The 13,491-nt window shown below is 56.3% G+C and carries 15 protein-coding genes; 8 read left to right on the plus strand and 7 right to left on the minus strand.

The genetic code is table 11. From position 1 onward, the window contains the following. The first annotated feature begins 18 nt into the window (after window positions 1–18). The 4 genes from crtA to bchO are packed head-to-tail and all read left to right on the plus strand — an operon-like array spanning window position 19 to window position 4,283. A complete protein-coding gene (gene crtA, locus ACSHXH_RS05915; RefSeq protein ID WP_435670848.1) occupies window positions 19–738 on the plus strand; it encodes a spheroidene monooxygenase in 720 nt (239 codons plus the stop codon). Further along, window positions 735–1,739, plus strand: coding sequence for a magnesium chelatase ATPase subunit I (gene bchI / locus ACSHXH_RS05920; RefSeq protein ID WP_435670849.1), 1,005 nt, complete (start codon window positions 735–737; stop codon window positions 1,737–1,739). Before crtA ends, bchI begins: the two co-directional genes overlap by 4 nt. Next, entirely contained in the window at window positions 1,736–3,424 is a 1,689-nt protein-coding gene (locus ACSHXH_RS05925; protein ID WP_435670850.1) for a magnesium chelatase subunit D, read from the plus strand. Before bchI ends, ACSHXH_RS05925 begins: the two co-directional genes overlap by 4 nt. After that, the gene (gene bchO / locus ACSHXH_RS05930) at window positions 3,396–4,283 is read left to right on the plus strand and encodes an alpha/beta fold hydrolase BchO (protein ID WP_435670851.1); all 888 of its coding nucleotides are present in this window, start codon (window positions 3,396–3,398) and stop codon (window positions 4,281–4,283) included. Before ACSHXH_RS05925 ends, bchO begins: the two co-directional genes overlap by 29 nt. Here bchO and ACSHXH_RS05935 read toward each other — a convergent pair. From ACSHXH_RS05935 to ACSHXH_RS05945, 3 genes are read right to left on the minus strand one after another with little or no spacing between them, the layout of a single operon-like run. Next, window positions 4,256–4,840, minus strand: coding sequence for a Smr/MutS family protein (locus ACSHXH_RS05935; protein WP_435670852.1), 585 nt, complete (start codon window positions 4,838–4,840; stop codon window positions 4,256–4,258). The genes bchO and ACSHXH_RS05935 overlap by 28 nt on opposite strands. Beyond that, a complete protein-coding gene (gene mltA, locus ACSHXH_RS05940) occupies window positions 4,837–5,880 on the minus strand; it encodes a murein transglycosylase A (RefSeq protein WP_435670853.1) in 1,044 nt (347 codons plus the stop codon). The genes ACSHXH_RS05935 and mltA overlap by 4 nt, the downstream gene beginning before the upstream one ends. Then, a complete protein-coding gene (locus tag ACSHXH_RS05945) occupies window positions 5,877–6,536 on the minus strand; it encodes a Tim44/TimA family putative adaptor protein (RefSeq protein WP_435670854.1) in 660 nt (219 codons plus the stop codon). The genes mltA and ACSHXH_RS05945 overlap by 4 nt, the downstream gene beginning before the upstream one ends. Before the next feature lie 104 nt (window positions 6,537–6,640). Here ACSHXH_RS05945 and ACSHXH_RS05950 point away from each other — a divergent pair, with 104 nt between their 5' ends. After that, window positions 6,641–7,132 (plus strand): FxsA family protein, encoded by a 492-nt coding sequence (locus ACSHXH_RS05950; RefSeq protein WP_435670855.1) that lies wholly within the window; start codon window positions 6,641–6,643, stop codon window positions 7,130–7,132. A 66-nt stretch (window positions 7,133–7,198) separates the two neighbouring features. Then, the gene (gene secB, locus ACSHXH_RS05955; protein WP_435670856.1) at window positions 7,199–7,702 is read left to right on the plus strand and encodes a protein-export chaperone SecB; all 504 of its coding nucleotides are present in this window, start codon (window positions 7,199–7,201) and stop codon (window positions 7,700–7,702) included. Window positions 7,703–7,705: 3 nt separating this feature from the next. Here the strand turns inward: secB and dnaQ are convergent, their stop codons facing one another. The 4 genes from dnaQ to ACSHXH_RS05975 are packed head-to-tail and all read right to left on the minus strand — an operon-like array spanning window position 7,706 to window position 10,407. Then, complete coding sequence (gene dnaQ / locus ACSHXH_RS05960; RefSeq protein ID WP_435670857.1) at window positions 7,706–8,395, minus strand: DNA polymerase III subunit epsilon; 690 nt, start codon at window positions 8,393–8,395, stop codon at window positions 7,706–7,708. Further along, complete coding sequence (coaE, locus tag ACSHXH_RS05965; RefSeq protein WP_435670858.1) at window positions 8,388–8,981, minus strand: dephospho-CoA kinase; 594 nt, start codon at window positions 8,979–8,981, stop codon at window positions 8,388–8,390. Before coaE ends, dnaQ begins: the two co-directional genes overlap by 8 nt. Beyond that, a complete protein-coding gene (locus tag ACSHXH_RS05970; RefSeq protein WP_435670859.1) occupies window positions 8,978–9,811 on the minus strand; it encodes a shikimate dehydrogenase in 834 nt (277 codons plus the stop codon). The genes coaE and ACSHXH_RS05970 overlap by 4 nt, the downstream gene beginning before the upstream one ends. After that, window positions 9,808–10,407 carry a Maf family protein gene (locus ACSHXH_RS05975; RefSeq protein WP_435670860.1) on the minus strand — a complete coding sequence of 200 codons (600 nt, stop codon included), beginning with the start codon at window positions 10,405–10,407 and terminating at the stop codon, window positions 9,808–9,810. Before ACSHXH_RS05975 ends, ACSHXH_RS05970 begins: the two co-directional genes overlap by 4 nt. 509 nt (window positions 10,408–10,916) lie before the next feature. On the opposite strand from ACSHXH_RS05975, the gene rho reads away from it, so the two are divergent. Continuing rightward, complete coding sequence (gene rho / locus ACSHXH_RS05980) at window positions 10,917–12,185, plus strand: transcription termination factor Rho (RefSeq protein ID WP_435670861.1); 1,269 nt, start codon at window positions 10,917–10,919, stop codon at window positions 12,183–12,185. Window positions 12,186–12,206: 21 nt separating this feature from the next. Further along, entirely contained in the window at window positions 12,207–13,490 is a 1,284-nt protein-coding gene (mnmE, locus tag ACSHXH_RS05985) for a tRNA uridine-5-carboxymethylaminomethyl(34) synthesis GTPase MnmE (RefSeq protein WP_435670862.1), read from the plus strand. Window position 13,491 lies beyond the last annotated feature (1 nt).

Here is a 13,491-nt window from a genome sequence, read left to right on the forward strand (position 1 = left end):
TCAGTCTTAGTTGACACTATGGGAACCAAAATGCAGACTGTGAGCCTTAGCTTTTACCGCTTTGCCACACCGCTATCGCGGCTGTGGGCGCTGACCATGATGGGTGCTGCGCGCCTGTCGCTCCCGCGAATCGACGGAATTCAGTTCTGGAAACTCTGCGGGTCCGGCACGGGCGAAGGCTTTACGCCCATTCCCAATACATCTGTCTATGCGATCCTCACCGTCTGGCCTGATCTGGACCGCGCGCGTGCGGCACTGAGCGCAGAACGCATCTTTCAACGCTACCGTGCACAGGCGTCCGAGTCGTGGACGCTGTTCCTCACGCCATATTCGGCGCGCGGTGCCTGGTCGGGCGCATCGCCCTTTGTCGAAGAAGCGCCAGACCAAACCGGCCCCATTGCCGCGCTGACCCGCGCAACAGTCCGCCCCGGTGTTGCCGCGCAATTCTGGAAGCGCGTGCCTGACATCAGTGGCGTGATTGGCGCAGACCCCAACGTGCTGTTCAAAATCGGCATCGGAGAAGTCCCGCTGCTGCAACAGATCACCTTTTCCATCTGGCCCGATTCCAACGCCATGGCCGAATTCGCACGGAAGAACGGACCCCACGCTCAGGCAATCCAGGCCGTACGTGAGGGTAAGTGGTTCCGCGAAGAACTCTATGCCCGCTTTCGGGTGACCGACGAGATCGGCACCTGGGAAGGCCAGTCCCCTCGTATTCTCAAGGATATCGCCGCATGAGACATCCGTTCCCGTTTTCCGCCATCGTTGGTCAGGACCAGATGAAACTGGCCATGATCCTCACCGCAATCGACCCCGGTATTGGCGGGGTGCTTGTGTTTGGCGATCGCGGCACGGGGAAATCCACAGCGGTGCGAGCCTTGGCGGCGCTTTTGCCTCAGATCACCAAACTTGAGGGCAGTGCAACCAATGCCGCGACCGAGGCAGAGATCCCCGATTGGGCAGATCCGGTGTCGGGCAAAATGATCAACGTGCCCACACCAGTGATTGATCTGCCGCTTGGCACAACCGAAGATCGGCTTGTCGGCGCTCTTGACATTGAACGCGCGCTCAGTCGCGGCGAAAAGGCGTTTGAACCCGGTCTGCTGGCCAAGGCCAATCGCGGCTATCTCTATATTGACGAAGTGAACCTGCTTGAGGATCACTTGGTTGATCTGCTTTTGGATGTCGCGCAATCGGGCGAAAATGTCATCGAACGCGAAGGGCTGTCGATCCGCCATGATGCGCGTTTCGTACTTGTCGGATCGGGCAATCCCGAAGAAGGCGAACTGCGCCCACAGCTTTTGGACCGGTTTGGCCTGTCCGTCGAAGTGCGGTCACCCAACGATATCGAAGAGCGGGTCGAGGTCATTCGCCGCCGCGCTGCGTTTGACACCAACCCGGATGCATTTGTCGAAAAATGGTCAGTCGAGGACACCAAGATCCGCGATGCCATCCTTACAGCGCGCGAGGCCCTTAAATCCATCGACGCCCCTGACGACACCCTGCGCGACTGCGCCGGGCTGTGCGTTGCCATCGGGTCAGACGGGCTGCGCGGAGAATTGACGCTGCTGCGCGCTGCGCGTGCTTTGGCCGCCTACCAAAATGAACCGACCGTCACCCGCGATCACCTGCGCGCAGTGGCATCCATGGCGCTCAGTCACCGCTTGCGCCGCGATCCGCTGGACGATGCAGGATCGTCGACCCGCGTGGACCGCACGGTCGAGGAAGTCTTTGCATGAAAGAAGACCCAACTGCCATTCAGGTGCAGGGCCAATTGGCTCTGACGCTTCTGGCGGTCGACCCGGCAGGGTTGGGGGGCCTTCACTTGCGCGCCCGTGCAGGACCCGTGCGGGATATGTTCTGCGCGCCCATCAAGACGATCTTTCCCACCGCACGACGCATTGCACCCTCGATTTCAGATCTGCAACTTTTCGGCGGTGTGGATATTGGTGAAACCCTCACGCGCGGGCATGTCATCCGCGCCAAAGGCATCCTTGAAACGCCAACGCCACTGGTCTTTACGATGGCCGAACGTTGCGAACCGGGCCTTGCCGCACGGCTTGCCCAAGGTCTGGATGCAGGGATCGGGCACGCTCTGATCCTTCTGGATGAAGGGGCCGAGGACGACGAAATCGCGCCAACCACCCTGACCGAGCGCCTTGCCTTCCGCGTGGATCTCGAAGGGTTGCGTCATGTCGCCGTCGCCCAACTGGTGATGGACAATGCCGATATTGACGCTGCAAAAGTGCGCTTGGCAGCGGTGATGACCCCCAAAGAGGTGCCAACCGCCCTTGCCGTCACAGCGGCACGGTTCGGGATCGACTCGCTGCGCGCGCCTCTGATGGCACTGGCAGCGGCGCGGGCAAATGCGGCACTCAACAGCCGCAAAACGGTGAATGAAGACGATCTCCAAATTGCTGTGCAGCTTGTCTACGCCCACCGCGCAACGCAAATGCCGGCCGAGGATGATACCCCAGAGCCTGAGGACGACACACAGCCTGAAGATACCCCGGACACGCAGAGCCCGGATCAGGACAACTCCGAACTTAACCTTCCAGACGAGCTTTTGATCGACGCGGTCAAGGCGATCCTGCCGTTCGATGTGCTTGCCATTCTCGAAGGATCCGGGCGAGTCAAAACCGCATCCGGAAGTGGCGGCGCGGGCCAGAAGAAGCAAGGCAACCGGCGCGGACGGCCTTTGCCGTCACGGGCAGGGCGGCTGGACGGTGGCAATCGGATTGATCTGGTCGCCACGTTGCGCGCGGCGGTCCCGTGGCAGACAATCCGCCGCAAGCAGACGCCAGACCGCACAGGCGTTCTGATCCGTCCGTCGGACATTCATGTGAAAGTGTTTCAAGAGGTCTCGGACCGGCTTGTCATCTTCGCGGTTGATGCCTCTGGATCAGCTGCTGTTGCGCGCCTGTCCGAAGCGAAAGGCGCGGTCGAATTGATGCTGGCGGATGCCTATGCCCGCCGCGACCATGTTGCGCTCATTGCGTTCCGGGGCGAAAGCGCAGATCTGATCCTGCCTCCGACCCGGTCGCTTGTGCAGACAAAACGCCGATTGGCCGGTCTACCCGGAGGCGGCGGTACACCGCTTGCCTCCGGCCTCAAGGCCGCCGCCGAGCTCGCACAACGCGCCCGCGCACAAGGTTTGTCGCCCTCTATTGCGGTTCTGACTGATGGGCGCGCCAATGTTCCGTTGCCGGGCAAAACCGGGCGCGCAGCCGCCAACGAAGACGCACAAGCCATGGCGCGGCATGTTCGGTCGCTGGGCATTCCAAGCGCAATGATCGACACGTCCGTCCGGCCCCACCGAGACCTTCGCGCACTCTGCGACATCATGAATGCACAATACATTCCGCTGCCGCGTGCCGATGCCAAGGGACTAAGCCGTGCCATCGAAACCGCACTTGGCGGCTGACATCATGGGCACGGCGAACCCTTTGACAGCTTGGCCCCACGCGGATCATTCACGCTTTGTAGATGTGCGGCCACACCACTGGCACGTTCAGGAAATGGGAAAGGGCGATACAATCCTGCTGCTGCACGGCGCAAGCGGATCAACCCATTCGTGGCGCGATGTGATGACGGATCTCGCACGGGATCATCATGTGGTCGCGCTGGATTTGCCCGGGCATGGCCTGACAAAACTGGGATCTCGGCACCGGTCTTCGCTGCCGCTTATGGCGCAGGATGTGCAAGCGCTTATGACGCAAGAAGGCTGGCATCCCGCAGCAATCCTTGCCCATTCAGCAGGCGCAGCGTTGGGATTGCGAATCCTTCCGGCCTCGGGCGCGACGGTCCCATTGGTTGCGGTGAACCCGGCTCTGGCCCCCTTCAAGGGTCTGGCCGGGATTCTGTTTCCCATAGCGGCGCGGGTTGTTGCGCTTAGCCCGATCATGGCAAAGATGATCAAACGGCGCATGGCCGGACCAGGGCAGGTGGTGTCCCTGCTCGAAACAACCGGCTCCAAAATCTCACCCGAGGGGCTCAACCTTTATGCCAAGCTGTTTCGCAGCGACGCCCATCTTGATGGAACCCTGTTAATGATGGCCCAGTGGAAACTCGACGGTTTGGTGGCGGATCTGCCCAAGATCGACATACCTTGCACCTTTCTGGTGGGTGAAAACGACAAGGCTGTACCGCCGTCCTCAGTGCGCGACAGCGCCCGCAAGATGCCGAATGCAGACGTGATATCCTTTGCGAGGTACGGGCATCTTCTTCACGAAGAAGCCCCCGCGGAGGTGGCGGATCAGCTGCGCGCGGTTCTGCGCAAATAGACATAGAACGCACCGCCACCACCATGACGGATATGTGCCTCGGCCACATCCAGAACCGCCGTATTCAACGGAGCCATGCGCAACCACATGGGCACCTGCCGTTTGAGAATACCGCGTTGGCGTGGCATCGGATTGTGCGGATCGTCCCGTTCGCCCTTGCCGGTAATCACCAGAACAAGCCGAAATCCGCGAGAATACGCGGTCAGGATAAACCGTGTCAGGGCCGGATGCGCCTGATCAAGCGTCATGCCATGCAAGTCAATCCTCGCTTCGGGCACCAATTTGCCACGCCGCATTTTGCCGAACGTCTTTTTGTCCATGTTCGGCTTGGGACTTGGCGTCGGCTGTGGGGTTGTGATCCGCCCATGCGGCATCGAAGCCTTGGTGCCGATACCGAACGCCTTTGGCAGATCCATCTGTTCTGGCTCTGCTTTGCGGCGGCTGGTTGGTTGTGGCGTCTCAACGGCACGCCGCAACGCTTGGGGCAGGGGCGTGGTTGAGTGCGCAACTTTTTGCCAAAGTTCGCGCTCGTCCGGTCGCAGCTTTCGGCGGGTCATTGCAGCGACTCTGGTAGCAAAGCGTAGGCCCGTTGGATCGGCATAAGCACGATCAAGCGCCCAGGATCCTTGATGCGCCCTGCTTCGCGCCCTGCTTCATTTCCGGTACCATAAAACACATCGGCCCTTTGCGCGCCTTTGATCGCGGACCCAGTGTCTTGGGCGATCATCAGACGTCGCAGCGGATCGCGGCCGTCTTTTTCGATCCAAACCGGCGCGCCCAGAGGCGTAAACGCCGGATCAACAGCAATCGACCGCATTTTCGTAATCGACCGGTTCATCGCCCCAAGCGGGCCCTTGTCAGCGGGAACCTGACTGACTTCGCGGAAGAACACGTAAGAGTCGTTGTGATACAACAGGTCCTGGCCCTCTGCCGGATTGCGACGGACCCAATTCTTGATCACATCAGCGGACACCTGATGCGGCTGATACACGCCGCGGCGCACAAGCTCTTGCCCTATGGACCGGTAATTGTGCCCATTCGCACCGCCATACCCGACACGGATCATGCGCCCATCAGGATACCGCACCCGGCCAGACCCCTGAACTTGGAGAAAAAACAGCTCAACCGGGTCATCAACCCACGCGATCTCAAGCCCACGCCCCTCCATGACACCGCTTGTCAGGATATCGCGCCGGGTCAACCACGGTCGACGGTCATTCGCTTCGGCTGGCATTTTGTAGATCGGAAACTGATAGGGTCCCGTCCGAACCGGAGAACCAGACAATTCGGGTTCAAAATAGCCGGTAAACAGCGGGTCTTTGCCATCGGTTATCAGCATCGGACGGAAAAACAGCTCAAAGAACTGGCGCGCATCCTTTGCGTCATACGCCAACGCACATAGCGAGGCCCAATCGGGTTCATCAAGATCTGCACAGGTGTTTTTGAACACGGTCAAGGCCGAGGCATGATCATCCTCGGCCCAGCCTTGCAAATCCTCGAATCCAAGGATCGCGTATTGTGTTTCCGGCTCATTTGGCACAGCAGGTCCTGTCATCAGAACACCCAATGTAATGGCTGCGCCCAGCCGTCGGATCATTCGCCCGTGGCGACAAGCTGCCAGTTCGGATCATCCACACCCATACGTCGGGCAAAGGTCCAGACATCTTTCTGCCGCTTCACTTGGGTCGGCGATCCTTCGATAACCTCGCCCGAGCTATCGCGGACAACCGACGTCAATTCGCCAATATACTTGACCGCGATTTCCGCCGTACCGGTTTCGTCGTGGAACGTGGCGCCCACCAGGGTCATCTCCCGGACACCGACGAATTCGGCTTCGATGGTCAACCCTTGCTCTTCGCGTGCTTCGACAACTTCGGCAAAGGTTTCGTAAACGTCTTCGGCAAGGAACGGCTTTATCTCGGCCAGATCGCCGCGTTCAAAGCCCATCAGGATCATCTCGTAGGCGCCGCGCGCGCCGCCAAGGAAATCACCTACACCAAAAGACGGTTCTGCCCGTTTCATCCGGGCAAGTGCATCAGCGGCGTCGCTTCCTGCATCAACGTGGTCGACGATATCATGATCCGGGCCACCTTCGATGACTTCGAAATCACGACGGGACGAAGATGCGGGATCTTGCTTGGGCAGGGGCGGCTTTTCAAAACCCTCCCGCGTGCCCAGAACACTTTTTAAGCGCAGGATCAGGAAAACGGCGATGCCCGCAAGCACCAGAAGCTGTATCAGCGGAGAATTCATTAGGACCTCGCCCAGACCAAAGTGGAAACGTCGTTGTTGCGTCCTTATGTAGGTGTTGGGCGTTGCATAGTCCACCGCACGTCCCGCGAAAGGAGTGTCCTGATATGTGGCTATTTGTGGCTTTTCTGTTGGTTCCACTGATCGAGATCGGTTTGTTCATTCAAATCGGGGGTCTGATCGGGCTGTGGCCAACGCTGTTGATCGTGGTTTTGACCGCAATTTTGGGCACCTATCTTGTACGATCCCAAGGGATTATGGCGCTTAATAATCTACGTGGTTCATTTTCGCGGCTCGAAGATCCGTCTGAGGCATTGGCACACGGGGCCATGATCCTGCTGGCGGGCGCATTGCTGCTAACTCCGGGATTTTTTACCGACGCGGTTGGTTTCGCATTACTGGCTCCACCGATCCGGCTGGCGCTGATCCGCTATGTGCGCAAACATATCAAGGTGCAGCAATTCCAGATGGGTCCGCAGCCCGACCCATTTGATCACCCCCGCCGCCACCCCCGAGACACGGTGATCGACGGCGATTTTCATGAATTGAACGATGCGAAGAAACCCACGCATCATGGTTCTGGCTGGACGAAGCATTGAGACTGCCAAGATCCGCTGATAAGCAACAGTCGATTATTGAAACCGCTCGATCCGAGGGAGAGACACATGGCTGATACGCCGGAACCCGCCACAAACGGCGCTGCGCCGCAGGCAGCACCCGTGAAAATGAACGTCCTTGCACAATTCGTGCGGGACATGTCCTTTGAAAACATCCTCGCCCAAAAGGGTGTTCAGGGTGAGGTTCAGCCGGACGTACAGCTTCAGGTCAACCTGGACGCCAAAAAGCGCAACACAGAAAACCAGTATGAAGTGATCCTGAAAATTCAGGTGACGTCAAAAGCAAAAGAAAGTGCCGACACGCTGTTCGTTCTAGAACTGGAATATGCTGGCGTGTTTCTTGTCGAAAATGTCCCGGAAGAGCAGCTTCATCCGTTCCTGCTGATCGAATGCCCGCGCATGCTTTTCCCGTTTGTGCGCCGCATCGTCAGCGACGTGACACGCGACGGGGGCTTCCCGCCGCTAAACCTTGAAACAATTGATTTCCTTCAGCTTTATCGCGCAGAGCTGGCACGTCGGACAAGCGCGCCTGTGGAAACGGCAAACGCCTAACGCTTAAATCCGCTTCCACAAGGCGGCTTCGCCCAAGGCTTCGACAAAGGCGGCATGAGCCGCCTTTTCACTGTCCGACACCCGTGACGGCAACGGCGAAGGGCGCGGACGCGGGCGCCATTCCCCCACATCAGAACCGGCGTCGGGTTTTTGCTCCGACACGTTCAGCGCGAAATCCGGCTGCTTGCCGCCAATCAGCTCAAGATACACTTCGGCGAGGATTTCAGAATCGAGCAACGCGCCGTGCAGCGTTCTGGAGGAATTGTCGATCCCGAACCGGCGGCACAGTGCATCCAGGGACGCAGGTGAGCCGGGATATTTACGGCGTGCGATCATCAAGGTATCGACCGCCCGATCAAACGGAATCGGCGCGCGTTTGACCCAGGCCAGCTCTGCATTGAGGAACTTCATATCAAAGGCGGCATTATGGATCACCAGTTTCGCGTCGCCGATGAAATCGACAAATGCCTGCGCGATATCTGCGAACAGTGGCTTATCGCGCAGAAATTCATCGCCTAACCCGTGCACTTCGAACGCCGCGTTCGGCATGGCGCGTTCAGGGTTGATGTATTGGTGATAGGTTTTGCCCGTCGGCACATGGTTGAATAGCTCAACCGCACCGATTTCGACGATGCGGTCGCCTTGTTCAGGCTCAAACCCAGTTGTTTCCGTATCGAGAACAATCTCACGCATGGAGTATCTGTTTCCTGATCTGATCCAAAACTTTGTGGACCTGCTGCTGCGCATGTTCAAGCGTGTCTGTCTGGATCACATAATCCGAGCGCGCGCATTTGTCATCGTTCGACATCTGTTTGGAACGGATCGCAAGGAACTGATCGCGGGTCATGGTGCCACGCTCCAGAACCCGTTTTTCCTGTAGTTCAGGTGAAACAGTGACGCATACAACCGCATCCATTTCACTATCGGATCCGGTTTCGAACAACAGCGGAATGTCGAAGACGAGGATATCTGCGTCAGCTGTCTGCGCGAACTGTGCACGATCTTCGCGGACAAGCGGATGAACAATGCGTTCAATTCTCGACAGCGCGTCCGGCATCTCGGCGATGATCGCGCGCAGCCGGGCACGGTCGACAGCACCGTCGGACACCGCATCTGGAAATTGCTCAGCCATCAACGCCACAGCTGCACCGCCGGGCGCATACAGGCGGTGCACAGCAGCATCCGCATCCCAAACGGCGCATCCGGCGTCACCGAAGAACTGGGCTGTGGTAGATTTGCCCATACCGATCGATCCCGTGAGCCCCAGTTTGAAGGTCACCGCAACACAGCCGCGCGGACGTTTTCATCAACCACGGGACGTTTGCCAAACCAACGCTCAAACCCGGGAACCGCTTGGTGCAGCAACATGCCAAGCCCATCAACCACCCGACATCCGCGGTCTTCTGCGGTGGCGAGCAATCGGGTACGCAGCGGCACATACACAAGGTCATTCACAATGGCACCGGGGCGCAATCCGTCTAAGGGTACGCGCATTTCGGGTTTGCCGGTCATGCCCAGGGATGTCGTGTTCACCACCAAATCCGCTTCTTCCAGCGCGTTGCCCGCCTGCACCCATTCGACAACATGCACCCTATGGCCAAAATCCTCGCGCAGTTTTTCAGCGCGAATTCGCGTGCGGTTGGTCAGGATGATCTTGGGCACACCCACATCCAAAAGTGACGCCAAAACAGCCCGCGACGCACCACCCGCGCCAAAGACAACGGCTGGCCCGGATTTTGGATTCCAGTCAGGCACAGATTGACGAATGTTTTCAATAAAGCCGTAACCATCGGTATTATCCGCATGAATTCGTCCGTCTTTGCGGAAAATGAGCGTGTTCGCCGCCCCGATCAGCGTCGCACGATCCGTGATGAGATCTGCAATATCCATCACCCGTTCTTTATGCGGAAGGGTCACATTTGCGCCCACAAACCCCATTTCAGCAAGTCGGGGAAGCAAATCACCCAGCTTCTCGGGTGCGATGTCCATTGGGATATAATGCCCCTTGAGCCCATATTTCCGAAGCCAATAACCATGCACGTTTGGGCTTTTGGAATGGGCAATGGGGTGGCCAATCACGCCCGCCAAAGGAATTTTCGTGTCGCTCATCCGTCGATCCGTCCCGTCAATGTCAGATGGTTGAGAAGCTCCAACAACGGAAGCCCAAGCACCGTGAAATAGTCGCCCTGCACCTGTGTGAAAAGCCGCGCACCTTCTTCCTCGAGCTTATAGCCCCCAACAGAGTGTCGAATGCTGTCCCAGTTACGATCGAGGTAACCCTCCAGATATGTATCCGAAAAATCCCGCATCCGAAGCCGCACAACGCCCACATGCCGCCATTTTGGCTCTCCGTCCTCGTAAAGCACCGCCGCGGACAACAAAGTGTGCGACGTGTTCCGTAGCTGTTGCAGCTGTAGCCGTGCCTCAACCCGGCATTTGGGCTTTGCAAAGACCATTTTTTCCACTGACAAAACCTGATCACAACCCAGAACCAAGGCGCCAGGCATCTTGTCTGACACCTTTCGCGCTTTCATTTCTGCCAGCGCATCAGCGATATCACGGGGTGACGCCTCTTCGGCCTCAAGCGCCTGTCGGATCGCATCTTCATCGATTCGAGCCACCTGAACATCGAATCGCAGCCCCGCGTTTCGCAGCAGATCAGCACGGATTTGCGACCCGGACGCCAGAACAAGATCGAAATTCATGTGGACAACTCTTCGGACAAGCCATGTTTGTTTACAGGGGTGTTTTGAGGAAAACTGCCCGTTTCAGCAAGGTCTTTGAAATTTCACCAAGTTACTCATGACATCACCGGCACTTTTGCCGCCTGTGGAATGGATAAGAAGGATCTTCACAAGACCAGAGCTTAACGATCGCATCACGGATTTATCCCACATTTATCCACCATAGTTTTTTTGATATTCTTATTATTTTCAATATGTTATGCATCTTCTAGATAAAGTTAGGAAAAAATGCCCACATTTTGCACAAACAGGGTAAACACGGGATAAGTCGTGGACGATATGTTAATCCACAGGCAAAGACCTGTACTACTGACAACCAAATCCTAAAATTTTTCTTATAATATTTAAGAAAGAAGGGTGGTTTGACAAAATGGCGACCCTGGTCTACGACCAAGCATGTCCTGTTCTGGACAAAACCTTCCTGAGACAAACAAGATAAGACTACGCCTGCCCGTAGTCCTGGATATTTCATGACAGAAAAGCTGCACCTTGCCGATCTTAAGGCAAAAAGTCCCAAAGACCTTTTGGCGATGGCCGAAGAGCTTGAGATCGAAAACGCATCCACCATGCGTAAAGGCGAGATCATGTTTCAAGTTCTGCGCGAACGTGCGGATGAAGGATGGACTGTCTTTGGAGAAGGTGTCCTTGAAGTGCTTCAGGACGGTTTCGGTTTTCTGCGGTCGCCAGAGGCAAACTATCTACCCGGTCCTGATGATATCTACGTTTCACCAGAGATGATCCGCAAATTCTCGTTGCGGACGGGCGATACGATTGATGGGGAAATCAAAGCGCCAGAGGACAGCGAACGCTACTTTGCCCTGATGGATTGCACCCAGATCAACTTTCAAGATCCCGAACGAGCGCGCCACAAGATCGCGTTTGACAACTTGACGCCGCTTTATCCGGACGAACGCCTGAACATGGAGATCGAAGATCCAACGATCAAGGATCGGTCTGCCCGGATCATCGACCTTGTTGCGCCTATCGGCAAAGGCCAGCGGTCATTGATTGTTGCGCCGCCGCGGACGGGTAAAACCGTTCTGCTTCAGAACATTGCGCACTCAATTGAACGCAACCACCCGGAATGTTATCTAATCGTGCTTTTGATCGATGAACGCCCGGAAGAAGTCACCGACATGCAGCGTTCTGTGAAGGGTGAGGTTGTGTCCTCGACCTTTGACGAGCCTGCTACGCGCCACGTCGCCGTGTCGGAAATGGTTATCGAAAAAGCCAAGCGTTTGGTCGAACATAAACGAGATGTTGTTATTCTTCTCGATTCAATAACCAGACTTGGTAGAGCGTTCAATACAGTCGTGCCGTCGTCTGGTAAGGTTCTGACGGGCGGTGTTGACGCAAACGCACTTCAACGCCCCAAGCGTTTCTTTGGTGCAGCCCGGAATATCGAAGAAGGCGGGTCGTTGACCATCATCGCAACTGCGTTGATTGATACAGGCAGCCGGATGGACGAAGTAATCTTTGAAGAATTCAAAGGTACGGGTAACTCAGAAATCGTTCTGGACCGCAAAGTCGCGGACAAGCGAGTCTTCCCATCTATGGATATTCTCAAGTCCGGCACCCGCAAAGAAGAGCTGTTGGTCGACAAAATTGACCTACAGAAAACCTTTGTTCTGCGGCGTATCCTGAACCCCATGGGCACCACGGATGCGATTGAATTCCTGATCTCTAAACTTAAGCAAACAAAGACGAATTCAGAATTCTTTGACTCTATGAATTCATAGTTTTGACGGGCGTGTATCAGCATGGACACGATCTTTGCGCTAACGACAACTCCGGGGAAATCCGGGGTTGCGGTGATCCGCGTGTCTGGTCCAGGCGCGTTTCAGACATGTAAGCTTTTTGGCTTTGACGTTCCCGTTCCCCGTCAGTCCGCGCTGCGTCGCCTTGTTCACGCTGACCAAGGCTTTATCGACGAAGCGCTGGTTTTGGCGTTCTCAGAGGGCGCGAGCTTTACCGGCGAGTCTGTGATCGAACTCCATGTTCATGGGTCAATAGCGATCATCAATGCGGTTCTTGATTGTTTGAAAGCTGTAAGCGGTTTTCGCTCGGCAGAAGCGGGGGAATTCACCCGCCGTGCCTTGAACAATGGTCGCCTGGATCTGACGCAGGTTGAAGCGCTGTCGGATTTGATTGACGCCGAAACAGAGATGCAGCGCAAGCAAGCCCTTAAGGGGTTTACAGGCCGACTCAGGGAAAAAGCGGAAAGCTGGCGCTCGGAGTTGATCCAAGCACTCTCTTTGCTTGAAGCGACGATTGATTTTGTGGATGAAGAGGTCCCGGTCGACGTGTCTCATGATGTAAAGCGATTATTGACCGGGGTTATTGAAACCATTGATCGAGAAATTCGAGGTTTCGGTGTCGCAGAACGGGTGCGGTCTGGATTTGAGGTTGCAATTGTTGGGCCACCTAACGCCGGCAAATCAACACTCTTGAACGCTCTTGCAGGCCGGGATGCCGCGATTACTTCAGAAATTGCGGGCACCACACGGGATGTGATCGAAGTTCGGATGGATCTAGGTTCGGTTCCGGTTACTTTTCTTGATACTGCGGGTCTGCGGGAAACATCGGATACGATTGAATCAATAGGTATCCAACGGGCGGTGAATCGCGCTAAAGCCGCAGACTTGCGTGTGTTTCTAAAGGGCGACGGGGACTTCGGCGATCTTACTCCGTTGAAGGGTGATATCGTTGTTGATGGTAAATCGGATCTCCGTGCGGATGGTCGGGGTGTTTCGGGTTTGACAGGTGACGGTGTTCATCGATTGGTTGAAGATGTAAAACTGTATCTTTTGGCGCAGGCAACTTCGGCTGGCCTGGTTTCGCACAAGCGGCAAAACGATGTACTGGTTGAGGGCAGGGGTTTCCTTGCGCGGGCCATGGAATTCTCTGAATTCGGTCCCAACCATTACGAGCTGGCATCAGAAGAACTCCGCTCGGCTGTTTTTGAACTTGAACGGCTTGTGGGTCGTGTCGATGTTGAAGATGTGCTAGATAAAGTGTTCTCAAGTTTCTGCATCGGAAAGTAAG

Source organism: Marivita sp., from assembly GCF_051251565.1.
In the GTDB taxonomy this organism is placed as follows: Bacteria; Pseudomonadota; Alphaproteobacteria; order Rhodobacterales; family Rhodobacteraceae; genus Marivita.